This window comes from Shewanella sp. 10N.286.52.E4 (assembly GCF_041468785.1).
Taxonomy (GTDB): domain Bacteria; phylum Pseudomonadota; class Gammaproteobacteria; order Enterobacterales; family Shewanellaceae; genus Shewanella; species Shewanella electrodiphila.
Genome location: NZ_JBFRJJ010000023.1, coordinates 85443 through 108589 on the forward strand (window position 1 = coordinate 85443; position 23147 = coordinate 108589).

Sequence of the window (23147 nt, forward strand, 5' to 3'; positions counted from 1 at the left end):
AGTGCTTTTTTGTTGGGTATTATAACGATTTTCGATGCAAACTAATCGATGTCTTTTAAAGGCCAAAGTACAATATGGTCAAAAACATCACGGACACGTTTTTCATTAATGGTTTTGCCTTTTACTGATATCCCCGCCGCATGCATAGCGTCTTTAGAGCCCGTAATAAGCGGATGCCAACTTGGTAACGTTCGGCCTTCATTGAGGCGTTTATAAGCACAAGAATCAGGTAACCAAGTCAATTCAGCGACATTATCAACCGTAATGGCTGTACATGCTGGTACGTATTTAAAACGTTCAGGATAACGACGACAATTACATGATTCATCATCTAATAAATGACAAGCGGCATCGGTGTAATACAACTCTTCAGTTTCATCATCAATTAATTTGTTTAAGCAGCACTTGCCGCAACCATCGCACAATGATTCCCATTGTACGGTGGTTAATTCGTGCAGTTTTTTTTCAATCCAAAATGACATAGTTCAATACAGCATTAGCGTTACATTGCCGACATTGTACCATTAATTGATTGGAGGATTTTTAATTCGTTCTGAAAGGTAAGTCACAGTGAGTAAAAAATGTTCTTTAACTGACCATGCTTGTAATAAGCGGAAATTATTATAAACCAAATATTGACGACCTTTGTCACCATCAGGCATTAATAATGATACTTGCATATCATCACGTTTAGGTAAGTCATTACCGTTATAACGTCTAACACCTAATTTTTGCCATTCAGTGAATGTCTCATTATATTCAGTGCCAACCATATAACTGTCTATTGGATTTATTGAGCTCACCTGTCGACCCCAAGTCTCATCATTTTTCCAGCCAGCATCTTTTAACATCGCAGCTGCAGTTGCAAAAGCATCAAACTGGTTATTCCAAATATCTTTTAATCCATCGCCATTACCATCTTGAGCGTATTGTAAATACTGCGAAGGCATCAATTGCATATGCCCCATGGCACCTGTTGATGAACCGATAAGTTGTTCATATTGTATTTGGGTACTATCCAGAATTTTTAACGCTGCAATAAACTCATCAACAAAAAATTGCTCTTTGTTGCCTGAATATGCATTAGATGCTGTTACAGATAGAATTGGGAAATTGCCTTTTTGCTCACCAAATTCCGAGGTCATCCCCCATAAGGCAACTAAAAAACGCGGCTGAATGCCGTAACGGTCACCTAAAGCAATTAGCGATTCATGTTGCTCTTTAAACATTGCTCGGGCTGTGCTGACAGTAATTTCTGGTGCATTTTGAGGAATGTAACTTTCAAGGTTTATTGTTCTGTTAGAACCGTTTGCAGTAGCACGCTTAAACACTTTAATTTTTGAAAAATGTTCATTAATGGTGGTCTGTGATACACCAGCAAGCAAGGCTTTATCTTTTAATGTAGCTAAGTAATCATCAAAACTGACGCTCTGTTGAGCATATGCCAAATTAATAGTAAAAAAAGTTACTATTACAGATGAAATGATCTTCCCAATCATAAATTGTCCTAAATTAACTCATTATTGCTGTTTTTGTTCTTATTAACTTAACGTTAACACATTTGTGTTAACGTCGAAATACCCAATACATAACCACATAAAATCAAGATATTATCTTATACAAACTGGAATTCAAAACAAACCAATATTCCAAAATAAATCATCACTTATAATATAAGCGACTTTAATCACTGAGCCCTAAACTTTTACGGTGCTCATCCAATAAATTTGTCACCGGTGGTGGTAACTGAAGATAAAAACCTTTGTCAGCTAATTCAGATCTGACTTTTTCGATATCAGCCATCGCAAGTTCTTCTCTTTTAGACAATGGAACCAACATGACCAACTTAGGCGTGCCAAACATTTTCATTAAAGGTTCTGGAACAGCATCAAAAACATCACGTTTCTCAACAAATAAGTAGGTATCAAGTTTTCGGCTACTTTTATATACGGCACATATCATTTTGGGGTTAAATTCCTCTGTTTCTTGCTTGATAGTCAACTACGCACACTATAACATGGACAATTAATAAATTATTGCAATTCAGTTCTCATACTGACACTTTTGGAGATTAACGCCTGGATGGCCACACAAAGTCTTGAGTTGAAAGCCACATCTTTTACTCTTTCAGTACTTCATATTAATACACATGATTTTAACGCCATTGCTGCTGATTTAGATACTAAGTTATCTCAAGCACCCCAGTTTTTCATTGGTGCGCCTTTAATCTTAAATTTAAGCGCAATTGAAAGTCATGATGTTGATCTCGCTGCATTAAAACAACTTCTTACTGATAACCAACTGATCATAGTTGGTGTAACATCTGCTAATGAAAGCATTAGTCAGCAGGCTAAAACATTAGGCTTAGCCATCGTAAAATCAGGCAAACAAGCCAAAAACATGCCAGCTCCGACAAAAGAAACCAAAATCATTAAACAAAATGTGCGTTCTGGGCAGCAAATATATGCAAAAAATGCCGATTTAATCATTTTTGGTGCGGTCGGTAATGGTGCTGAAGTCATTGCAGATGGTAGCATTCATATATATGGCGCTTTACGCGGTAAAGCTATGGCTGGAGCTGCTGGTGATAGAAACAGTATTATCATTGCAAACTCACTCGATGCAGAATTAGTTTCAATTGCTGGGCAATATTGGCTAGCAGAACATTTGCAGCAGCATTGTAGCGATCAGCGAGGTTGCATCCGCTTAACTAGCGATACACTCATGGTTGAATCATTGCCTCAATAGTTGGCAACTTAAAAGGATATAATAACAAATGGCACAAATAATTGTTGTCACATCAGGTAAAGGCGGCGTTGGTAAAACAACGTCAAGCGCTGCGATTGCAACCGGCTTAGCATTAAAAGGCAAAAAAACCGTCGTAATCGATTTTGATATCGGTTTACGTAACCTTGATTTAATTATGGGTTGTGAACGCCGTGTTGTTTATGATTTTGTCAATGTCATTAATGGTGAAGCGAATCTAAATCAAGCACTCATCAAAGATAAACGTTGCGACAAACTGTTTATTCTTCCTGCTTCCCAGACCCGTGACAAAGATGCGTTAACCAAAGAAGGCGTTGGCGGTGTACTTGACGAATTAAGCAAAGATTTCGATTACATTGTTTGTGACTCACCAGCGGGTATTGAACAAGGTGCAATGATGGCGCTTTATTTTGCAGATATCGCTATCGTAACCACAAACCCAGAAGTGAGTTCTGTACGAGATTCAGATCGTATCTTAGGTATGTTGCAGAGCCGTTCTCGCCGCGCTGAACAAAATCTTGAACCAATTCAAGAGTTTTTATTACTAACTCGTTATTCACCTGCTAGAGTTAAAACAGGTGAGATGCTCAGTGTTGAGGATGTGTCTGAAATTTTAGCCATCAAATTATTGGGGGTTATTCCTGAGTCGCAAGCTGTACTCAAAGCCTCTAACTCAGGCATTCCTGTCATTAACGATGACGAAAGCGACGCAGGTTTAGCTTACGCTGATACAGTACAACGTTTACTTGGTGAGGAAGTGCCGTTTAGGTTCCTTACTGAAGAGAAAAAGGGATTCTTGAAAAGGATTTTTGGTAGCTAATTATGTCAATACTCGATTATTTCAGAAGCAATAAAAAACCGAATACTGCTGTTACAGCAAAAGAGCGTTTGCAGATAATTGTCGCCCATCAACGCGGCGAGCGTGATGCGCCTGATTACTTCCCTAAAATGAAGCAAGAAATCATTGAAGTCATTCGTAAGTATGTACAAATATCTGAAGATCAAGTGTCAGTGCAACTTGACCAAAATGATGACAAACTCTCAGTATTAGAGCTCAATGTAACCTTACCTGACGGTAAGTGACCTTAGGCATATATTGATGGTCATATGATGTAACGCTCGAATGAGCTAGTCGTATGAGTAAGTCAGTATCTGATTAATATGCATAAAAAAAGCCTAGATAACATTGGATTATCTAGGCTTTTTTATTGACTCGATTTATAGCAATTGACACAGTCAATTACAGGAAATTTTATCCAAATTTGATATTATCAAGCGCTTCATTAACAAGCTTGCCGCGCCAGCCCGACAATAACAAAGGCGTTGGCGTTTGTTTCTTATGATGAAGCCATAGCAAGAATTCATGTATCAAACGTTTTGATCCAATAAACTCAATTGCTACTTCTTTTTCTTCAGCAATGGCCGCTAAAATAACCTTAACTTCTTTAAATGATGCTTTGTAACCATTCTTAAGTGCAATAACGTCAACGGCTTCAGGTAAGTTTTCTAAGTCTGCAGTTTGCAGTATTTTGATTAACTCTTTGCCATGAAAACGTTTCTCATGATCCGTTAAATCATTTAACTGATTCAGCTCAGTTACCGTTTTAGGCTGTTTTTTAGCGAGCGCAATCAACGCATGATCTTTAATGATAAAACCAAGCGCTGAGTCTTTCTTTAACGCTTTTTGTAATCGCCATGTCGCTAACACTTTCAAGTATGCCAACTGCTTTGGGAATAACTGAAATGCGTTTTTGATTTTTAAATAAGCAAGCTCTTCATTAGGCGGCGTTAAGCGCCCGTCAGTCATGCGCTCACCTTCCTCAAGTAACCAATCCATTCTTTTAGCTTCAGTAACTTTAGCTAACAGTTCTGGGTAAAGTTTATATAGGTAGTAAACATCATTGGCTGCATATTGAAGCTGCGCATCTGTTAGCGGACGTTTCATCCAGTCAGTACGCGACTCGCCTTTGTCAATTTCAATGTCTAAAAACAGCTGCACTAATTTTGCGTAACCAACACCATGACCTAAACCGCATAGACTGGCTGCAATTTGGCTGTCAAATAATGGCGATGGCTGGCATTGACCATAACGGGCAAACACTTCTAAATCTTCACTGCACGAATGGACTAGTTTGGTGATTTTCGGGTCGGATAATAACTGCCAAAAACAACTTAAATCAGGTAAAGCAACTGGATCAATTAAAGCCAACGTTTTACCGTCATATGCTTGAATTAAACCTAACTTAGCGTAATAGGTTCTTGTTCTGACAAACTCGGTATCTAATACCAGTAACTCACTTTGCTGGTATTGAGCGACTAATTGCTCAAGGCTTGCTTGGTCGCTAATGTATTCAAACGATAACAAAATTCTCTCCAGTATTAACTTAGCGCCAATGTAAGCATAAATGAGATGCAATAAAAAGCCGGCTATTGCCGGCTCTACTTTACGCTGATTTAACTTCGTCTCGAAGTTCTCGTCGTAAAATCTTACCTACATTGGATTTTGGTAACTCATCTCTGAATTCTACCAGCTTTGGTACCTTATATCCTGTTAAATGATGACGACAATGCTTAATAATATCGGCATCAGTTAAACTGCTATCTTTAGCAACAACAAATATTTTAACTAGTTCACCACTGGCATCATTTGGTACGCCAACAGCAGCAACTTCAATCACTTTTGGGTGCAATGCAACGACATCTTCAACTTCATTAGGGAATACATTGAATCCTGAAACGAGAATCATGTCTTTTTTACGGTCAACAATGAAGAAAAAGCCCTTTTCATCCATGTAACCGATATCCCCTGTCGCTAACCAGCCATTCTTATCAATGACTTTAGCTGTTTCTTCAGGGCGCTGCCAATAACCTTTCATCACCTGCGGACCTTTAGCAAACAATTCACCGGTCTCACCTTGTGCTAACACATTGCCTTCATCATCACGGATTTGAATGTCCGTTGATGGTGCAGGGAAACCAATAGATCCATTGTAACCGTCAAGGTTATATGGGCAACACGTAACCAATGGTGAAGCTTCAGTTAAGCCATAACCTTCAAGTAAGCGGGTTTGAGTAATGTTCTGCCATTTATCAGCAACCGCTTTTTGCACCGCCATACCACCGCCAATTGACAATTTTAGACGACTAAAATCTAGACTCTTAAAATCTTCATCATTGACTAAGGCATTAAACAAGGTGTTTACCCCAGTTAACGCAGTAAAAGGATACTTTTTAAGTTCGCCCACAAAAGCGGGTAAATCACGAGGGTTAGTGATTAATAAGTTTTTACTGCCTTTATGAAGGAACAATAAGCAGTTAACCGTTAATGCGAAAATATGATAAAGCGGTAATGCAGTAACAACAAATTCTGTGCCGTCTTTAAGCGCTGGTGAATATGCGCCATTAGCTTGTAAAACGTTACTTAACACATTGCCATGGGTAAGCATCGCCCCTTTGGATACACCAGTTGTACCACCTGTGTATTGCAAGAATGACAAATCTTCAGCGTTAATTTCAGGTTTAATATACTGCAGGCGGCGACCTTTAGTTAATGACTGCCTAAAAGAAAGTGCATGAGGCAAATCATACTTTGGCACCATCTTCTTGATGTATTTAACAATAAAATTAACTAATGTACGTTTGGGTGCGCTTAGTTGATCTCCAAGACCGGTAATGATCACTGACTCTACAGGCGTTTCAGCAACCACTTCTTCTAACGTACGTGCAAAATTAGATACGACAACAATGGCTTTGGCACCAGAGTCGACTAATTGGTGTTTTAGTTCACGTGGGGTATAAAGCGGATTGACGTTAACTACTACCATTCCAGCACGTAACACGCCAAATAATGCAATCGGATATTGCAATAAGTTAGGCATCATTAAGGCGACTCTGTCACCTTTTTCAAGCTTTAATTCATTTTGTAAATAGGCTGCAAATGCACGACTTCTTTCTTCTAACTTACGGTAAGTTAATGTCGCCCCCATATTAATAAATGCAGGTTGGTCAGCATACTTTGATACTGCAGATTCAAACATATCGACTAAAGAAGTAAATTGATTAGTATCAATTTCCGCCGGTACGTTTTCTGGTAGATTATTTATCCAAGGCTGGTCCACAAGTTTCTCCTATTTATCCTGACACATGCTATGAAGCAATGGCTTCAATAATCACGGTGTCAAAAACACTGCATCTTAAGCTAGCGTAAATTATTTTTATTGATACTAGCGACAGTAAAAACGTTATTGTTAATTATTATTCTCAGCCATACAAAAAATCATACGACCGTTTAAATTTAGACCATAATCACATAAATGAAAAAAAAAGCCTAGTGATTTTGCACTGCTAAAGGCTTAATTTAGAATAAATGTTCTAATCGTGTTAGCAACTTGGTCCGCGCTGCCCATATGCAAATGATGATCCCCTTCTATTTGCACATCAGTTAAATCGTTAAACCACAATGTTGCTTGAGGCAAAGCTAATTTTAACTGTTTAAAGCCCTGTTCGGCTAATATTAATAGGCATGGTGTGTCACTGACGCTCATTAAAGCGTCAACCTGTTCAAAGGTTAATCTATAAGGTGAATCAAGCTTTAAACGCGGATCACTTTTCCAACAATAACACTGATTTTTAATTTCAAGATTACGCTTAATAATTAACTCGCACCACTGTTTGTCCATGCCAGTTAATTGATGACGGGCATTGACTGCACGTTCAATGGATAATTGCCTATTGGGTTCTTGGGCTTGCTTAGATTGTTGTTGCTTAGATTGTTGCAGCACTGCTTGATTATATCGATGGTGCTGTTTAAAACTGCGAGTGAGTCGCTCTTTTGAATGTTTAACAGACTCAAATAAAGGCGCTAGAGCTTCAATTAACACTAGTTGAGTGACTTTGTTTGGAAAAGCAGCATTATAAGCTGCTGCAACAATACCGCCGAGTGAATGACCAATGATTGTGACTGATTGCTCTCTAGTTAGCTTTGTCATCAACTCATCTAAATCATAAAGGTAATCTATCCAATGCAGTGGATAATGCCCAGGACGATGTTGTGAAAAGCCATGACCCGGCCAATCTATCGCAATCAATTGAAAGTCATTGAATAGGTTAAGCTGCTGAAATGCGTTGACCAATGGCACAAAACTGTCAGCATTATCTAGCCAGCCATGTAGCGCGAGTAATATCGGTTTATTTTTATCGCCATAACGTTTGGCGGCTAAACGAATATGAGCCAATTGAAAATCGACATCCTCATACTGCTGCGATTTTGCAATTGACTCATTCATTTCAGACTTCTTATCTTGCTAAATACAAATACGTATTTTAGTTAAACGATTACTTAGCTTTTTTGACAAATTTAAGTGTCATACGATCGCTTTCGCCGATATCAAGATACTTTTGCTTATCTTGATCTTCTAGGGCTAAACGTGGAGGCAATGTCCATACGCCTTTCGCATAGTCCTTAGTGTCTTTTGGATTCGCATTGATTTCAGATGCAGCAACCAAAGTGAAGCCCACTTTTTCAGCTAATGCAATCATTTCAGCTTGATCCATGTAGCCACTGTCAAACGACATTCCTGGGTTTGCGCGATGTTCAACAACCCCAAATATTCCGCCATCTTTAAGTACTTTATAAGATGCAGTGAACGCATTTTCTAGCTGTTTTTGACCAGCCCAATTATGAAGATTTCGGAAAGTCAGTACATAATCAGCACTATTATCGATACCTAAATCAACTGATGCAGGAGGCTGGAAAGTCACGGTTGAAGCATTACCTACCGCTTCTTTATTGTCACTTAACCAAGTTTCAAATTTTTTGCCCGATTTAGCATAGTACTGCGTACGTTTAGTATCTTCTTTCGGGTTAGTCTCAAAAATACCACCAATGTACTTGCCCTTTTCAGCTAAGTAAGGCGCTAAAATTTCAGTGTACCAACCACCGCCTGGCCATAGTTCAATAACGGTATCATCTGCTTGAATACCTAAAAACGTGAGAGTTTCAGCTGGATTACGATGTTCATCACGTGCAGCATTTTTTTCGCTACGAAATTCACTCGCAACGGCTGCTGCAAGTTGTGGGTTAATTTTGACTGCTTGGACTTTTTCGCTGCTTGCATGGTCATGTGCAATGACACTACTACTGACTGTGGCAAAACCTAGTGTACTTAATCCCAGCGCAGTGGTTAATAGTAACGTACGTTTCATTGTCTTCTCCCTGAAGAAATTGTCTTTTAAAATCAGCAACTGATACGGCAAATGTTGCTAAGTTGATCACTCTAAACTGTTTCTGGCTTTTTGTCGTCAACTCTTCGCCAGCACATCCATAACATAAAACAACTAAACACCAACCACATGATGACCCAGAGCCAAGAAGGCAACCAAGTAAGCTGAGAAAGCTTAGCTGCATCACCTTGAGTAGATAGCCCAAATAATACCGTAGGGCTTGTCATGGCATTGAGCACAATCATAAGACCGAGCATACGCAATAAACTATTCAACCAGGCACTATGGTCAAATTTAAGCGGAAGTAATAAAAACATTGCCAGAGAAATGAGAATACCAATGGTGAGTATATCTCGCGCCCAAAACACAATAGATGCCACGACTGTTAAGCCTAGTAAACCTAAAGTAAAGCGGATTCCGGCGCGCCATGTGGCTAATAAAAATATAAGATATCCCCAAAGCGCAGCGCCAAAATAGCCACTGAAGGTGATTAATGGCGCAAAGCCACCTTGGGTGAAACACAAGCCCGCACCGTTTGGAAATAACTGGATTTGATTAACCATACCACCGGTAATAATAGCGGCTATTCCATGAGAAATTTCATGAAAGTAACTTTCAAACCATTTAAATGGGATGCTAATAAAAGGCAATTTGGTAATAAGAAATGCCACAAAAAGTTCTAGAAAAAATAACCCTTTGGACGGAATAGCAGATAAGCTTTTCGGCTTAGGTTCATGCATATAAATCAATGCCCACCATTTGTTGAATTTGATCCCGTTGAGCAGCGTGCTGATTGAGCAAGTATTCTTTTATTGCACCTTCACTGCCTTGAGAATGATGCTGATGAGCATGACTTGATGTTTGTTGATCATATTGTACTTTGGCATCAACAGCAGATTTTATCGCTGACTCATCAAAATAAAGTACTTGCTCATTGTCAGGAACAAGTTGGCCATCATTTTGATTAACGTTATTAACTGCAGCGTTGGTTTTTGATTGCGCTTTAATGGCTGACACATCACTAACAGCATCTACTTGAGCTGAAGCGTTTGGCTTAATAGCCTGAGGTGCCGAACCATTACTGATTGAGAAAGGGTTATAGGAAGACAATGGCTGAACGGCCGAATACATTGATGATTGCATTGATGAGTGCATAGTTGATTGCATAGCTGGTTGCATAAATTGTCCTCCTTTGATTAATTAACTCACGTGCACAGATTCAAAATGTGATGATAACCTAGGTTATTCTCTGCCAGGAAGCTTTTTCCAAGTCACAGTATCCCGAAGGTAAACTGGTGCTAATTCATCAACGGTCGTAGATAAACCTTGCTCAAAACCAACCTTAGCTAACTTAAGCATAGCTGCAGCATCAGGAAGTTTAATATCTGTCATGATGATTGAATCAACTTCAGCTAACAAATCTGGGTAAGCATCAAAGCCTGTGCCGCAAAGCATAATTTGTTGCTTAGGATCTAACGTAAGCGTGACTTTATCTGGGTTGGTCACATACTCTTCGCCAACCAAAGTCGCAATGCCGTCGACTGCAATAAACTGACCCCAGTAGATTTCATTCATTCTAGCGTCAATAGCGACAAAAACTTGTTTTGCATCAGCTGAGTCAATGGCCATTTGTGCCATTGTCGCTAACGTCGATATGCCAATAACAGGAATATCATGTCCTAGGGCTAAACCTTGCGTCATGCTTGTGCAGATACGGATCCCGGTAAAGCTCCCAGGTCCACGGCCATATGCAATCAAGTTTACATCAGCAATTTTGATCTCGGCTTCTTTTAATACTTCATCAACCATTGGCAATAAACGCTGACTATGCTCTCTTGGTGCATTGGCTGAGCGGCTAAATCGTTGCTGCTGTTTAATTAAAGCCGCAGAACAAGATTCTGTACAAGTATCTAATGCAAGTATTGTTAAATCTGAATCAATTTGAGTCATGTAAGCCTTGTTAACCCTAGGGCCTGTTGATCTTTCAAGATTGTTTATGCAGCGAGTTATTGGCCATTATTACAAGGCAGAGACTTTGTAGTGTAGTTATTCTACATAAAAAGTCGATAACGTAGTAAAAATGGCCAACAAACGCTGCCCAAGGGGTTCGATTAAAAGCGTTTTACTCTTTGTGGGATGCATCTTTGTCAATAAAAGATGCTTAGATGACTAGGCATCAACTCATCCGCCTCGATTACAACGCTTTTATTTCGAACTAAACTTAACCAGCAAAGAACAACAGGCCCTAGAATATATCTTTAAATAATGGACGATATAATAACTTATGGGATACGTTTTAAAAAGCTTAACGCAGTATCTAAATCTCGAGTACGGCTCATTGGCGGCAAAGAGTTAATAAAAGCCTCACCATATGGACGGTTCACTATACGGTTATCACACAAAATTAATACGCCGCGATCTTTTTCATCCCTTATCAAACGCCCTACTCCTTGCTTCAAACTGATCACTGCTTGCGGTAATGAAATAGTCTGAAATGGATCTTTATTACTTCGCTCTGCATTGGCGGCCCTTGCACGGTATAAGGTATCGTCAGGTGATACAAATGGCAGTTTATCAATGATCACGCAACTTAATAAACGCCCCCTAACATCAATGCCTTCCCAAAAACTGCTAGTACCCAGTAAAACCCCATTGCCGAGCTGACGGAATTTATTCAATAAGCTTTGCTTACTGGCTTGGCCTTGGACTAATAAAGGGTAATTGACCTTACGCTGCAGTGCTATTGCCACTTGCTGTAGCATGTGATGGCTGGTAAATAAAATAAAGGTACGGCCTTGCGCTGCATTAATCGCTTGAGTGCAAACATCAACGAGTTGATTGACATTAGCCGCAGATTGGCCTGATTTAGCCAGATGCCTTGGCACACAAAATAACGCCTGATTTGGGTAATCAAATGGGCTATCTAGAATAATTTGTTTTGCTTTTCCTAAACCTAATTCGTCTGCGAAATGTTTAAGCTGACGGTTTACTTGCAATGTCGCTGAGGTAAAAATCCATTGAGTGTTTTTATCAAATAACTGCTGACATTGTTTGGCAATATTAATTGGCGCAACTCTCAACATGGTAAAGCGGCCACTAGGTTCAACACTGTACGCGGCGTTTTGATCATGGCATTCAAAATAGCTCTGCAAATTGCCTATCAAAGTAGCAAGTTGAGTGACGATAGAATCTAATGTCTCGCTACGCCCGACATGCTCAGTGGTGACCTTCAAAATTATCGTCAGCTCGGTTAATAAGTCCCATGATTGAGTCGCAAGTGATTTGTTCGATATGACTTGGCGCCAATCGGTCACTTCAGCTTCCAGTAACTCGTTTTGCCAATGGGATAATTTCACTAAGCTTCGCTGACTTAATTGCTCTAATTGGATGGTGTCACGCAGCTCGGTGCGATAAACATCAATCACCTGATTTAATAGACGGTCTATATCTCGCGTGGCAATTTGTTGGCCAAAATAATTAATGCAAACATCTGGCACTAAATGCGCTTCATCGAACACCACCACGTCCGCTTCAGGTAATAATTCAGCAAAGCCTGTGTCTTTTAATAAGCGATCAGCAAAAAACAAATGATGATTGACCACCACCACTTTTGCATCCTGGGCTTTAATTTTTGCTTTACGACTAAAGCAAGCATCGTAATAAGCGCACTTTTTACCCGTACAGCTTTCTTTAGTGCTAGTCACCGTGCCAATAGTGGCAGAGTTTTCAGCAACGGCAGTCAGGTTTCCAATATCACCATCTTTGGTCATACTGGCCCACTGGTTGATCTTAATGAGTTCATCTACCACTTGAGGAGACATTTTGCTGATGTTCTGCAGGTTTTTCTCAAGCCTTAGCTGACATAAATAGTTACTGCGACCCTTTAATAAAGCAGTTTTTGGCGCGACAGAAAACATTTTCAGCAATAAGGGTAAATCTTTAAAAAATAATTGCTCTTGAAGGTTTTTACTGCCGGTACTGATGATAACTTGTTTGCCACTCAATAATGCAGGGATCAAATAAGCATAAGTTTTACCAACACCTGTACCCGCTTCTAAAATGAGATTGTGCTTATTAGCGACGGCATCACTCACCGCCATTGCCATATCAAACTGGCTCTGTCTTGGTCGGTATTGATGAATACTTTTCGCTAAAGCGCCTTCAGATGAAAAAGCTAATTCGACTTCTTTTTGTAATCTACTGCTCACAATTAACTCTTAAAGATGAACTCATTGGTACCACTTTTTATGGGGTTATCAGACTAACGGCTTTTATCTATCATATTATCTATGTAATTAGCACGCTTAACAATTCAAATACTAGGTAACATTAAATATTAAGTTGAATTGACGAGTAAGACTAAGTTTGAAATTAACTTTCTTACTTTCATTTTCTTTATAAAATTTTCACAATAAAAGCTGTCGATATATCAGCAGTGTTTCGCTTACTTGTATATACAAACAGAACAAAAATAAGTCTAAAAATCATACTGATATAAGTTATATTTTTTATTTTGAAAAAAATCACAATAAGTCTTTATTCTGTATTGCAAACAAATTTAAAAGGGGTTAGATTGTTTGTAATGAAATTACACAAGCTAATTTAAAGAGAATTTATTATGTTCATCCGAATCGATACAAACCATCATCATCACCATTTGCGGTAGCCTTCGGATGCTTACTGCCGGAGGACTATTTCCTTCAGGCGGTTGTAAAAAAATACACAAACCCCTGAAAGAAATTTCAGGGGTTTTTTAGTTTTTAGGCTTAAATTATTGTTTTTATATTAAATTTATTAGGGGTTACACCATGAGCGAAAATAACAGACTGCGTATTGCGATTCAAAAATCTGGTCGACTATCAAAAGAGTCACAAAAATTATTGAAAAGTTGTGGCGTTAAATTCAATGTGAATGAGCAACGACTCATCGTTCACGCTGACAATATGCCAATCGATTTACTACGTGTACGTGATGATGACATTCCAGGTTTAGTCATGGATGGTGTCGTTGATTTAGGTATTATTGGCGAGAATGTTCTCGAAGAAGAACAAATTGAACGCCAAACTTTAGGCAAGCCAGCTGAGTGTGTAAAACTGCGTGAATTAGACTTTGGTGCTTGTCGCTTATCATTAGCCGTACCAAATGAGTTTAGCTATGAAAATGCCAGCTCACTTGAAGGACTTCGCATTGCCACTTCATACCCTAACCTGCTTCGCCGCTATATGCAGGAAAAAGGCATTAACTACAGTGACTGTATGTTAAAAGGCTCTGTTGAAGTCGCACCGCGTGCGGGTCTGTCTGATGGGATTTGCGATTTAGTTTCAACAGGTGCAACCCTTGAAGCCAATGGATTGTACGAAACTGACGTTATCTACCAATCAATGGCTTGTATTATCCAGTCAGCTGAAGAGCAAGAGCCCGGTAAACAAGCATTAATCGATAAAATCTTATCTCGCATGAACGGCGTAGTTCGTGCCCGCGAAAGTAAGTACATCTTATTGCACGCACCTAGAGAAACATTAGATCAAATTGTAGCCCTACTGCCAGGTGCTGAAAACCCAACGGTTTTACCACTTAACGATGATACTGATCGCGTCGCAATTCACGCAGTTAGCACAGAAGATTTATTCTGGGACACAATGGAAGAGTTAACGGCGCTCGGTGCTAGCTCAATTCTAGTGATGCCAATTGAAAAAATGGCTGGCTAGTTTTAATAACTCATCAGCATATAAAAATACTAGCGTTAACGAAATAGCAGTAGCGGAGCGGTAAATGCAAATCAAACAATCAATGCAAATACTTAATTGGGATCAATTAAGCCAACAAGCACAGCAGCAAGCGTTACTTCGCTCGCCTTTGATTGGTGACAACAGTGTTGAACAGTCTGTACGTGACATCATCAATACCGTCGTTGCAGATGGAGATGAAGCACTTAAGCAGTATAGCCAACGTTTTGATGGTATTAATGTTTCATCTTTGGGTTTAGCGGCACTTGAGATTGAACAAGCTTGTGAAAGAGTCAGTGATGACGTTAAACAAGCAGTTGCAAATGCGGTTAGCAATATCGAGACATTTCACCAAGCACAGGCTTTCAAAGCTATTGATGTGGAAACTCAGCCGGGTATTCGCTGCGAACTTCGCTCTGAAGCGATTGAAAAAGTGGGTTTGTATATTCCTGGTGGCAGTGCTCCGTTGATTTCTACCGTCATGATGCTAGCACTACCCGCAAGAATTGCAGGTTGTGAGCAAAGAGTGTTAGTGAGCCCACCACCCATCAATGATGCGATTGTTTACGCAGCTAAAGTGTGTGGTATTACTGAGATCTATCAAGTGGGCGGTGCTCAAGCGATTGCCGCGCTGGCTTTTGGTACTGAATCAGTTCCTGCAGTCGATAAAATTTTCGGACCAGGAAACCGCTTTGTTACCGAAGCTAAACGATTAGTATCGCAAGATGGTCGCTGCAGTGTCGCCATTGATATGCCAGCAGGGCCATCAGAAGTACTCGTCATTGCAGATAATAAATCAAACCCTGCATTTATCGCAGCCGATTTATTGTCTCAGGCAGAGCACGGCCCAGACTCGCAAGTGATGTTAGTAACTGAATCAGCCAATATCGCCGATGCGGTCAATGTTGAACTAGAAAAACAGCTTGCTGAACTTTCTCGCCAAGATATTGCAGCAGAAGCCTTAAGTTGTAGCCGCACTATTTTAGTGAAAGACATGACTGAAGCTGCGATGGTTTCAAACCTATACGGCCCTGAACATTTAATTATTCAGACTGAAAACCCAAGAGCCATTTTAGCCAGTATACGTGCTGCCGGTAGTGTGTTTTTAGGGGCATATACACCTGAGTCTGTTGGTGATTATGCCAGTGGCACAAACCATGTATTACCGACATATGGCTACAGCCGCAGTGTTTCAAGTTTATCGCTCGCTGATTTCTCGCGCCGTTTCACGGTACAAGAGCTCACCCCACAAGGCTTACAAAGCTTAGGGGAAACAGTCATGGTATTAGCTGAAAACGAATTACTTGATGCACATAAAAATGCCGTAGCCATTAGACTGGCTTCGTTATAAACGCATACATCACCACTGGTTAAATAAAGAAGAAGATAATGGCTAATTCCATAAAGCAAAACAGCGAATTGACACTCGTACAAAGTCTCGCTAGACCTGAGTTACTTGATCTTACGCCTTATGAAAGCGCAAGGCGTATTGGTGGTCGTGGTGATGTATGGATTAATGCTAATGAATCACCTTTTAATAATAGTGAACTCAATAAACTTAATCGTTACCCTGAATGCCAGCCTGAAAGTTTGATAAAAGCATACAGTGAATATTCGGGCGTGGCAGCAAAGTCAATTGTTTCAACTCGTGGCGCAGATGAAGGCATTGAACTTCTTATTCGAGCTTTTTGCACCCCAGCAAAAGACAGTATTGCCTGTTTCGGGCCCACTTATGGTATGTATGCCATTAGTGCCAAAACCGTGAATGTTGATGTTATTAATTTATCGTTAACTGATGAATATCAACTACCTAATGGTTTTGCTGAGCAAACTGCGGGTGCCAAAGTTGTCTTTATTTGTAATCCGAATAACCCTACGGGTACCATCATTAGCAAACAAGATATTGAACAGGCTATTGGCTCTATGCCTAATGCTATTGTGGTTATCGATGAAGCGTACATTGAATTTTCAGCTGAGTATTCAGTCGCAGATTTAATCGAGAAATACCCAAACCTTGTGGTGCTTAGAACCCTATCTAAAGCCTTTGCACTTGCAGGTGCCCGTTGTGGATTTTTAATGGCAAACACTGACATTATCGATTTAATCATGCGCGTCATCGCCCCTTACCCTGTGCCACTACCTGTATCTGAAGTGGCAGAAAAAGCGTTATCAGCCCAGGGAGTTGCATTAATGCGTCAGCAAGTGAGTCTATTAGCTGAGCAAGGTAAACGCTTAAGCCAAGCGCTTGAAGCTTACGGTGCCAAAGTGCTCCCCGCTAATGGTAACTTTGTGTTAGCAGAATTTACTAACACAGATGCAGTCAGCCAATCGCTGCAACAGGCTGGGATAGTCGCAAGAGCATATAAAGATGTACGCTTAAAAAATCGAATTCGTTTTAGTTTCAGCCAAGAATCAGATACCGATAGGCTCATTGCCATCTTTAGTAAAAACAAATAATAGCGTTATCAGGACCCGAGTTAGGGCATTAATTAAGGCATAAGATAGTGCTGTATACAGCAGTAAACAGCAGTACCCCTTAGTGCTTAACCTCGTGAGAACGTCACTGATAACCATACAGAATGACAAAAAATTTAAGGAAGCCCCATGAAGCAGAAAATATTGTTTATTGATAGAGATGGCACATTAGTCGAAGAACCGGCAATTGATAAGCAATTAGATAAATTAGAAAAACTTGTCTTTGAACCGCAAGTAATTCCGTCATTGTTAAAATTACAAAATGCGGGCTTTCGTCTAGTCATGGTCTCAAACCAAGATGGTTTAGGCACAGACTCTTTCCCACAAGCTGACTTTGATGCACCACATAATATGATGATGCAAATATTCGAAAGCCAAGGGGTTAAATTTGATGACGTAGTCATTTGTCCACATTTTGACCATGTAAATTGCAGCTGCCGTAAACCTAAACTTGGCTTAGTTAAAGAGTACTTAACCCAAGGTAAAGTCGATTTTACCACTTCAGCAGTCATTGGCGATCGCCATACCGATGTTGAACTGGCTAATGCAATGGGCATTGCCAGCTTTCAATATCAACGTGAAAGCTTAGATTGGTTAGCCATTACCGATGCCCTGCTAAATAAAGGACGCATCAGTGAAGTGGTACGTACGACCAAAGAAACTGATATCAAAGTTAACATTAACCTAGACGATACCAGCAAAGGCAAAATTGATACTGGCATTGGCTTTTTTGACCATATGCTTGATCAAATCCAAACCCACGGTAATTTCAAAATGGACGTGAGTGTTGATGGTGATTTAGAAATTGATGATCACCACAGTGTTGAAGATACCGCACTCGCTATTGGTGATGCACTACGTCAAGCATTAGGCGATAAACGAGGCATTGCGCGCTTTGGTTTTAGCTTGCCGATGGATGAAGCAAACGGTGAATGTCTAATGGATATCTCTGGTCGCCCACTCATCAAGTTCAATGCACAATTTGACCGAGAAATGGTAGGTGAAATGGCCACTGAAATGGTGCCACACTTTTTCCGTTCATTCGCAGATGGTCTTCGTTGTACCCTGCACATCAGTACTGAAGGTGATAACGATCACCACAAGGTTGAAGCCTTGTTTAAAGTGTTAGGTAGAACACTGCGTCAAGCGGTTAAAGTCGAGGGTGATATTTTACCTTCAAGTAAAGGTGTTCTTTAAGGTTGTACAAATGACAAACTCAACGACAACAGACAATGGTTTAAGTAGGGTGAATAATGTGAGTGCTGTGAATCAAGCAAACACGACTGTGATTCTTGATACAGGCTGTGCAAATTTAAGCTCTGTAAGATTCGCCTTCGAGCGTTTACAAGCCAATGTCATTGTATCTGCCGATCATCAAGTGATTAAATCTGCCGCACGTGTAGTTTTACCAGGTGTTGGTACCGCAGGTGCTGCGATGGATGCGTTAGTGAACCGTGACTTAGTCACAATCATTAATAGCCTAACTCAACCTGTTATGGGCGTATGTTTAGGCATGCAGATGCTAACAGAGAAATCCAATGAACATGGTGGGCGCACAGATAGTGATATCGAGTGCTTAGGCTTGATTCCTACACAAATAAATGACTTAGACAGTCAAGGTTTGCCATTACCTCATATGGGGTGGAATCAAATCTCAGTCTCAGACCACCCTCTTTTTGATGGTATTGAAGATGGTAGCTATGTGTACTTTGTCCATAGTTTTAAAGCACCAATCAGTGAATACACGATTGCCACATCACAATACGGTGAATCATTTAGTGCTGCCATCGGTAAAGATAACTTCTTCGGGGTGCAATTTCATCCAGAGAAAAGTGCCGCTATCGGCTCAAAAATATTACAGAATTTCCTGAACATGGGGAGCCAAGCATGATTATTCCAGCAATTGATTTGATCGATGGCCAAGTTGTACGTTTATACCAAGGTGATTATCAACAAAAAACGACCTTTGATTTAAGCCCTTTAGCACAGCTGCAATCATATGAAGCTCAAGGTGCTAACTTACTTCATATTGTCGACTTAACCGGTGCTAAAGATCCTGAAAAACGTCAAATAAAACTGATTTCAGAATTAGCAGCAGGACTTAACACTGACATTCAAGTCGGTGGTGGGATCCGCAGTGAGCAGCAAGTTAAAGAATTACTCGATATTGGCGTTAAGCGTGTCGTTATCGGATCGCTTGCGGTTAAAGAACCTGAACTGGTTAAAAGCTGGTTTGTGAAATACGGTAGCGATGCGATTTGTTTAGCATTAGATGTGAACATTAATGAGCAAGGTGAAAAAGTTGTCGCCGTTTCTGGTTGGCAAACTGGAGGCGGCAAGTCACTTGAATCCCTTGTGAGCGAATTCAGTACAGTTGGACTGAAACATGCTTTAGTCACCGATATTAGCCGTGATGGTACCCTTCAAGGCGCAAACACTGATTTATATCAAGAGCTTGCAAGCGCATATCCAGAAATTAATTGGCAGGCATCTGGTGGCATTGCCACACTTGATGATGTTGCAGCGGTAAGAAACAGCAAAGCTAACGGTATCATTATTGGCAAAGCCTTATTAATTGAGAACTTTACTGTTGCGGAGGCAATTGCATGTTGGCCAAACGTTTAGTCCCTTGTCTTGATGTCCGTGACGGTCAAGTTGTTAAAGGTGTGCAGTTTCGTAACCATGAAATCATTGGTGACATTGAGCCATTAGCCGCAAGATACGCGCTCGAAGGCGCCGATGAATTAGTATTTTACGATATCACTGCCAGTGCCCACGACAGAGTCATTGATAAATCTTGGGTGAGCCGTGTTGCAGCACAAATTGATATTCCATTTTGTGTTGCTGGCGGGATTAAAACTATCGAACAAGCAAGAAAAATGCTGGCTTATGGGGCGGATAAAATTTCAATTAACTCCCCTGCACTTAGCGATCCTAGCTTGATTTCTCGCTTACAAGATGAGTTCGGCCGTCAATGTATCGTGATAGGCATTGATTCATTTTATGACGCCGAGTCAGACAGTTATAAGGTCAAACAATTTACCGGTGACGAGGCTGCGACCAAAGATACGCAATGGTTTACCCAAGATTGGGTTGAAGAAGTGCAAAAGCGAGGTTGCGGTGAAATCGTACTCAATGTGATGAACCAAGATGGCGTTCGTGGTGGTTATGATATTAAACAGCTCAGCAATGTCAGAGCGATATGTGATGTGCCATTAATTGCTTCTGGCGGCGCAGGAACCATGGCGCACTTTAAAGAAGTGTTTGAACAGGCCAATGTTGATGCAGCACTTGCCGCTAGCGTATTTCACAAAGGCATAATTGATATCAATGAGTTAAAGAAATACTTAGCCAATGAGAATATTGCGATACGTCTATAATTAAATATAGTCATTTAAACGCAACTAAATAAGACAGATGTGCTAATTAACAAGAGAAAAGAATAATGACACAATCTTCAACAGTAAAGTTTGACACTTCAGAACTGGCTTGGGATAAACAAGATAACATGCTCCCTGCCGTTGTTCAGAATCACCTGACTGGCAAGGTGCTCATGTTGGGTTATATGGATAAGGCCGCTTTAGAACATACCTTAGCCACAGGAAAAGTCACCTTTTATAGTCGTTCAAAACAACGTTTATGGACTAAAGGTGAAACCTCTGGGAACACGTTAGATCTAGTGGCTATTGATAAAGATTGTGATAATGACAGCTTGCTGCTACAAGTCATTCCAAATGGCCCAACTTGTCACACTGGCACTGAAAGTTGCTGGCCTGACGGCAACGCACATTCGTTTATCGATAACTTAACCAATGTGATCATTTCTCGCAAAGGACAAAGTGCAGATTCAAGTTACACCGCTTCTTTATTTGAACGAGGTACTAAACGAATTGCGCAAAAAGTCGGTGAAGAAGGCTTAGAAACAGCCTTAGCTGCAGCAACTCATGATAAAGAAGAGTTGATTAATGAAGCCTCTGATTTGATGTATCACTTGATTGTTTTGTTAGAAGATCAGCAACTTTCTATGGCTGAAGTTAACCAGAATTTAATGCAGCGTCATTTGAACAGTAAATAACGCTTTAATTCATTCATAGGTGCATACATCTATATGAAGATAAATCCGTTAGACATAAAAAAGGCACCTTAAGGTGCCTTTATTGTTCGCTAACATTCATTTGTTAACTCAAAAGTTTGTTGTCAAAGCTAGGCTTGACCTTCCCACAACTTTTCATCATTTTGCATTTTGTAAAGGCTCTCTGCACGAGATACCAATAAATTAGCAAATTTTAGTTGGGTTTCATCACGTGTCGCGCCTGACTTATGCAGGTTCTCAGCTTTTAACTGCCACATCATTGAAAAGTGACGAATTGCTTCACGTGCAGTACCCGCTACTTTCACGTCGACATAATCTGAAGGTAAGTCACCAGACATAACCCAGAACGTTTGTTTAGTCGGTTGCTTAGATTCCATTTTCCAAATAGCGAGGTAAGGCACAAGGTAACGGCTTTCATCAGCAAGTACTTTAGACGGGATGACCCCTTTCTCAGCAAGGAAACGATTGGCTTTTTGAAATTGCGCTTGGACCCATTGTTGTCTTTGCACTTCTGGATCGGGTTGTTCTACTTTAGGCTCAGCCACTGATTCGGTCATTCTTTCTTCCTATTTTATTGTTATATTTGCCATCATAAAAATAACATCAACACCTATAAAAAGGTGACAAATGTAACGAAACGCATAAAAAGTTTACGTTTACGTAAAGTGGCAAGCTAAATTGCCACGTAGATCACAAAATTATATGAATCTATCTTTGTTGAGAGTATCGCTAAATGCTATCGTTCTGCAATAAATAATAACAAGCAGTCGTTATCCCGTATAACTCTAACGACTATTTTATCGCACAGCGGAGATCACCAGTGGCTTTATTTAATCATGTATCGTTTGATAACCACGAACAAGTCGTTTTTTGTCACGATGAAGAAAGTGGCTTAAAAGCAATCATTGCAATTCATAACACTAACCTCGGCCCAGCCGTAGGTGGTTGTCGTATGTGGAACTACGATTCAGATGATGAAGCAGTAAACGATGTATTACGCCTCTCGCGCGGCATGACATACAAAAATGCCCTTGCAGGTTTAACTATGGGTGGCGGTAAGTCAGTGATTATTGCCGATCCTAAAACAACAGATCGTGAAGCGCTATTCCGTGCATTTGGCCGTTGCATTCATACACTTGGCGGCAAGTACTTTTCAGCTGAAGATGTGGGTGTTTCAACTGCAGATATCATGATTGCACATCAAGAAACGCCTTACATGGCAGGTCTTGAAGGTAAAAGTGGCGATCCTTCTCCTTTCACAGCTTTAGGAACTTACTTAGGTATCAAAGCAGCCGTTAAGCATCAACGCGGTATTGATAGTCTTAAAGGTCTTAAGATTTCAGTTCAAGGCGTGGGTCACGTTGGTTACTACTTATGTAAGCATTTGCATGAAGAAGGCGCTGAACTTATCGTTACCGATATTCACCAAGCATCTTTAGATAAAGTGGCGACAGAATTTGGTGCGACAGTCGTTGCTCCACAAGATATCTATAGCCAAGATGTTGATGTATATGCCCCTTGTGCACTTGGCGCTACGATTAATGACACGACTATCCCACAGTTGAAAGCAACGATTGTTGCTGGTTGCGCGAACAACCAACTAGCCGAAGTTCGTCATGGTGAAATCCTGAAAGATAAAGGCATTTTATACGCTCCAGATTACGTGATTAATGCTGGCGGTATTATTAATGTCTCTTTCGAAAGTGATTATGATGCGGCTAAATCAAGCGCAAAAGTAGAAGAAATCTACACCACCTTAATCAAAATTTTTGATGAAGCTGAAAAAGATAACCGTACAACAGGTGATGTTGCAGATGACATGGCTCGCGCCATCATTAACGCAGCAAAATAATCTGGTTATTCGA

At 40.3% G+C, this 23147-nt stretch carries 24 protein-coding genes; 12 read left to right on the plus strand and 12 right to left on the minus strand.

The genetic code is table 11. From position 1 onward, the window contains the following. Positions 1–41: 41 nt before the first annotated feature. The 3 genes from AB4153_RS13835 to AB4153_RS13845 all read right to left on the minus strand — a co-directional run bounded on the left by AB4153_RS13835 (position 42) and on the right by AB4153_RS13845 (position 1962). On the minus strand, positions 42–482 hold the full coding sequence (locus AB4153_RS13835; protein WP_102526242.1) for a YcgN family cysteine cluster protein: 441 nt from the start codon (positions 480–482) through the stop codon (positions 42–44). Between the two features lie 42 nt (positions 483–524). Next, a complete protein-coding gene (locus AB4153_RS13840; protein WP_248955781.1) occupies positions 525–1499 on the minus strand; it encodes a lytic transglycosylase domain-containing protein in 975 nt (324 codons plus the stop codon). Positions 1500–1683: 184 nt separating this feature from the next. Then, the gene (locus AB4153_RS13845; protein WP_102526244.1) at positions 1684–1962 is read right to left on the minus strand and encodes a YcgL domain-containing protein; all 279 of its coding nucleotides are present in this window, start codon (positions 1960–1962) and stop codon (positions 1684–1686) included. Between the two features lie 120 nt (positions 1963–2082). On the opposite strand from AB4153_RS13845, the gene minC reads away from it, so the two are divergent. Genes minC through minE form a run of 3 tightly spaced genes read left to right on the plus strand, consistent with a single transcriptional unit; the run spans position 2083 to position 3849 of the window. Continuing rightward, entirely contained in the window at positions 2083–2748 is a 666-nt protein-coding gene (minC, locus tag AB4153_RS13850) for a septum site-determining protein MinC (RefSeq protein WP_102526245.1), read from the plus strand. 28 nt (positions 2749–2776) lie between these two features. After that, on the plus strand, positions 2777–3586 hold the full coding sequence (gene minD, locus AB4153_RS13855; protein ID WP_102526246.1) for a septum site-determining protein MinD: 810 nt from the start codon (positions 2777–2779) through the stop codon (positions 3584–3586). Between the two features lie 2 nt (positions 3587–3588). Further along, on the plus strand, positions 3589–3849 hold the full coding sequence (gene minE / locus AB4153_RS13860) for a cell division topological specificity factor MinE (RefSeq protein ID WP_102526247.1): 261 nt from the start codon (positions 3589–3591) through the stop codon (positions 3847–3849). 169 nt (positions 3850–4018) lie between these two features. Here the strand turns inward: minE and rnd are convergent, their stop codons facing one another. The 8 genes from rnd to AB4153_RS13900 form a co-directional block, all read right to left on the minus strand. Further along, positions 4019–5131: a ribonuclease D gene (rnd, locus tag AB4153_RS13865; RefSeq protein ID WP_229369599.1), complete on the minus strand. Its 1113-nt coding sequence runs from the start codon at positions 5129–5131 to the stop codon at positions 4019–4021. A gap of 79 nt (positions 5132–5210) precedes the next feature. Next, positions 5211–6884 carry a long-chain-fatty-acid--CoA ligase FadD gene (fadD, locus tag AB4153_RS13870; RefSeq protein ID WP_371997847.1) on the minus strand — a complete coding sequence of 558 codons (1674 nt, stop codon included), beginning with the start codon at positions 6882–6884 and terminating at the stop codon, positions 5211–5213. Between the two features lie 234 nt (positions 6885–7118). Beyond that, positions 7119–8051: an alpha/beta fold hydrolase gene (locus AB4153_RS13875; protein ID WP_371997848.1), complete on the minus strand. Its 933-nt coding sequence runs from the start codon at positions 8049–8051 to the stop codon at positions 7119–7121. 49 nt (positions 8052–8100) lie between these two features. Next, entirely contained in the window at positions 8101–8970 is an 870-nt protein-coding gene (locus tag AB4153_RS13880) for a class I SAM-dependent methyltransferase (protein ID WP_371997850.1), read from the minus strand. A 71-nt stretch (positions 8971–9041) separates the two neighbouring features. After that, entirely contained in the window at positions 9042–9728 is a 687-nt protein-coding gene (locus AB4153_RS13885; protein WP_102526252.1) for a M50 family metallopeptidase, read from the minus strand. Next, the gene (locus AB4153_RS13890; protein ID WP_371997851.1) at positions 9721–10167 is read right to left on the minus strand and encodes a hypothetical protein; all 447 of its coding nucleotides are present in this window, start codon (positions 10165–10167) and stop codon (positions 9721–9723) included. The genes AB4153_RS13885 and AB4153_RS13890 overlap by 8 nt, the downstream gene beginning before the upstream one ends. Positions 10168–10230: 63 nt before the next feature. After that, the gene (gene tsaB, locus AB4153_RS13895) at positions 10231–10938 is read right to left on the minus strand and encodes a tRNA (adenosine(37)-N6)-threonylcarbamoyltransferase complex dimerization subunit type 1 TsaB (protein ID WP_371997852.1); all 708 of its coding nucleotides are present in this window, start codon (positions 10936–10938) and stop codon (positions 10231–10233) included. Positions 10939–11270: 332 nt separating this feature from the next. After that, positions 11271–13196 (minus strand): ATP-dependent DNA helicase, encoded by a 1926-nt coding sequence (locus tag AB4153_RS13900; RefSeq protein WP_102526255.1) that lies wholly within the window; start codon positions 13194–13196, stop codon positions 11271–11273. A 600-nt stretch (positions 13197–13796) separates the two neighbouring features. Between AB4153_RS13900 and hisG the strand changes: the two genes are divergently transcribed. The 8 genes from hisG to hisIE all read left to right on the plus strand — a co-directional run bounded on the left by hisG (position 13797) and on the right by hisIE (position 21264). After that, the gene (gene hisG / locus AB4153_RS13905; protein ID WP_102526256.1) at positions 13797–14696 is read left to right on the plus strand and encodes an ATP phosphoribosyltransferase; all 900 of its coding nucleotides are present in this window, start codon (positions 13797–13799) and stop codon (positions 14694–14696) included. Positions 14697–14778: 82 nt separating this feature from the next. Beyond that, positions 14779–16065, plus strand: coding sequence for a histidinol dehydrogenase (gene hisD / locus AB4153_RS13910; protein WP_371997867.1), 1287 nt, complete (start codon positions 14779–14781; stop codon positions 16063–16065). A gap of 38 nt (positions 16066–16103) precedes the next feature. Next, positions 16104–17171, plus strand: a complete 1068-nt coding sequence (hisC, locus tag AB4153_RS13915) for a histidinol-phosphate transaminase (protein ID WP_371997855.1) — start codon at positions 16104–16106, stop codon at positions 17169–17171. 147 nt (positions 17172–17318) lie between these two features. Continuing rightward, positions 17319–18386: a bifunctional histidinol-phosphatase/imidazoleglycerol-phosphate dehydratase HisB gene (gene hisB / locus AB4153_RS13920; protein ID WP_371997856.1), complete on the plus strand. Its 1068-nt coding sequence runs from the start codon at positions 17319–17321 to the stop codon at positions 18384–18386. Positions 18387–18396: 10 nt separating this feature from the next. Further along, positions 18397–19080 (plus strand): imidazole glycerol phosphate synthase subunit HisH, encoded by a 684-nt coding sequence (hisH, locus tag AB4153_RS13925; RefSeq protein WP_371997858.1) that lies wholly within the window; start codon positions 18397–18399, stop codon positions 19078–19080. Then, positions 19077–19814, plus strand: a complete 738-nt coding sequence (hisA, locus tag AB4153_RS13930) for a 1-(5-phosphoribosyl)-5-[(5-phosphoribosylamino)methylideneamino]imidazole-4-carboxamide isomerase (protein WP_371997859.1) — start codon at positions 19077–19079, stop codon at positions 19812–19814. Before hisH ends, hisA begins: the two co-directional genes overlap by 4 nt. Next, complete coding sequence (hisF, locus tag AB4153_RS13935; protein WP_371997860.1) at positions 19796–20569, plus strand: imidazole glycerol phosphate synthase subunit HisF; 774 nt, start codon at positions 19796–19798, stop codon at positions 20567–20569. Before hisA ends, hisF begins: the two co-directional genes overlap by 19 nt. A 65-nt stretch (positions 20570–20634) precedes the next feature. Then, entirely contained in the window at positions 20635–21264 is a 630-nt protein-coding gene (gene hisIE, locus AB4153_RS13940; protein WP_371997861.1) for a bifunctional phosphoribosyl-AMP cyclohydrolase/phosphoribosyl-ATP diphosphatase HisIE, read from the plus strand. 128 nt (positions 21265–21392) lie between these two features. Here the strand turns inward: hisIE and AB4153_RS13945 are convergent, their stop codons facing one another. Continuing rightward, positions 21393–21839: a DUF4826 family protein gene (locus AB4153_RS13945; RefSeq protein ID WP_102526263.1), complete on the minus strand. Its 447-nt coding sequence runs from the start codon at positions 21837–21839 to the stop codon at positions 21393–21395. 263 nt (positions 21840–22102) lie between these two features. Between AB4153_RS13945 and AB4153_RS13950 the strand changes: the two genes are divergently transcribed. Further along, on the plus strand, positions 22103–23134 hold the full coding sequence (locus tag AB4153_RS13950) for a Glu/Leu/Phe/Val dehydrogenase dimerization domain-containing protein (protein WP_248955770.1): 1032 nt from the start codon (positions 22103–22105) through the stop codon (positions 23132–23134). The last annotated feature ends 13 nt before the right edge of the window (positions 23135–23147 follow it).

Excerpts from the sequence above, each read along its gene's own strand:
- AB4153_RS13835 (WP_102526242.1), bottom strand. The coding sequence starts at position 482 with ATGTCATTTTGGATTGAAAAAAAACTGCACGAATTAACCACCGTACAA.
- AB4153_RS13840 (WP_248955781.1), bottom strand. The coding sequence starts at position 1,499 with ATGATTGGGAAGATCATTTCATCTGTAATAGTAACTTTTTTTACTATT.
- AB4153_RS13845 (WP_102526244.1), bottom strand. The coding sequence starts at position 1,962 with ATGATATGTGCCGTATATAAAAGTAGCCGAAAACTTGATACCTACTTA.
- minC (WP_102526245.1), top strand. The coding sequence starts at position 2,083 with ATGGCCACACAAAGTCTTGAGTTGAAAGCCACATCTTTTACTCTTTCA.
- minD (WP_102526246.1), top strand. The coding sequence starts at position 2,777 with ATGGCACAAATAATTGTTGTCACATCAGGTAAAGGCGGCGTTGGTAAA.
- minE (WP_102526247.1), top strand. The coding sequence starts at position 3,589 with ATGTCAATACTCGATTATTTCAGAAGCAATAAAAAACCGAATACTGCT.
- AB4153_RS13875 (WP_371997848.1), bottom strand. The coding sequence starts at position 8,051 with ATGAATGAGTCAATTGCAAAATCGCAGCAGTATGAGGATGTCGATTTT.
- AB4153_RS13880 (WP_371997850.1), bottom strand. The coding sequence starts at position 8,970 with ATGAAACGTACGTTACTATTAACCACTGCGCTGGGATTAAGTACACTA.
- AB4153_RS13885 (WP_102526252.1), bottom strand. The coding sequence starts at position 9,728 with ATGCATGAACCTAAGCCGAAAAGCTTATCTGCTATTCCGTCCAAAGGG.
- AB4153_RS13890 (WP_371997851.1), bottom strand. The coding sequence starts at position 10,167 with ATGCAACCAGCTATGCAATCAACTATGCACTCATCAATGCAATCATCA.
- tsaB (WP_371997852.1), bottom strand. The coding sequence starts at position 10,938 with ATGACTCAAATTGATTCAGATTTAACAATACTTGCATTAGATACTTGT.
- hisG (WP_102526256.1), top strand. The coding sequence starts at position 13,797 with ATGAGCGAAAATAACAGACTGCGTATTGCGATTCAAAAATCTGGTCGA.
- hisD (WP_371997867.1), top strand. The coding sequence starts at position 14,779 with ATGCAAATACTTAATTGGGATCAATTAAGCCAACAAGCACAGCAGCAA.
- hisC (WP_371997855.1), top strand. The coding sequence starts at position 16,104 with ATGGCTAATTCCATAAAGCAAAACAGCGAATTGACACTCGTACAAAGT.
- hisB (WP_371997856.1), top strand. The coding sequence starts at position 17,319 with ATGAAGCAGAAAATATTGTTTATTGATAGAGATGGCACATTAGTCGAA.
- hisH (WP_371997858.1), top strand. The coding sequence starts at position 18,397 with ATGACAAACTCAACGACAACAGACAATGGTTTAAGTAGGGTGAATAAT.
- hisA (WP_371997859.1), top strand. The coding sequence starts at position 19,077 with ATGATTATTCCAGCAATTGATTTGATCGATGGCCAAGTTGTACGTTTA.
- hisF (WP_371997860.1), top strand. The coding sequence starts at position 19,796 with ATGTTGGCCAAACGTTTAGTCCCTTGTCTTGATGTCCGTGACGGTCAA.
- hisIE (WP_371997861.1), top strand. The coding sequence starts at position 20,635 with ATGACACAATCTTCAACAGTAAAGTTTGACACTTCAGAACTGGCTTGG.
- AB4153_RS13945 (WP_102526263.1), bottom strand. The coding sequence starts at position 21,839 with ATGACCGAATCAGTGGCTGAGCCTAAAGTAGAACAACCCGATCCAGAA.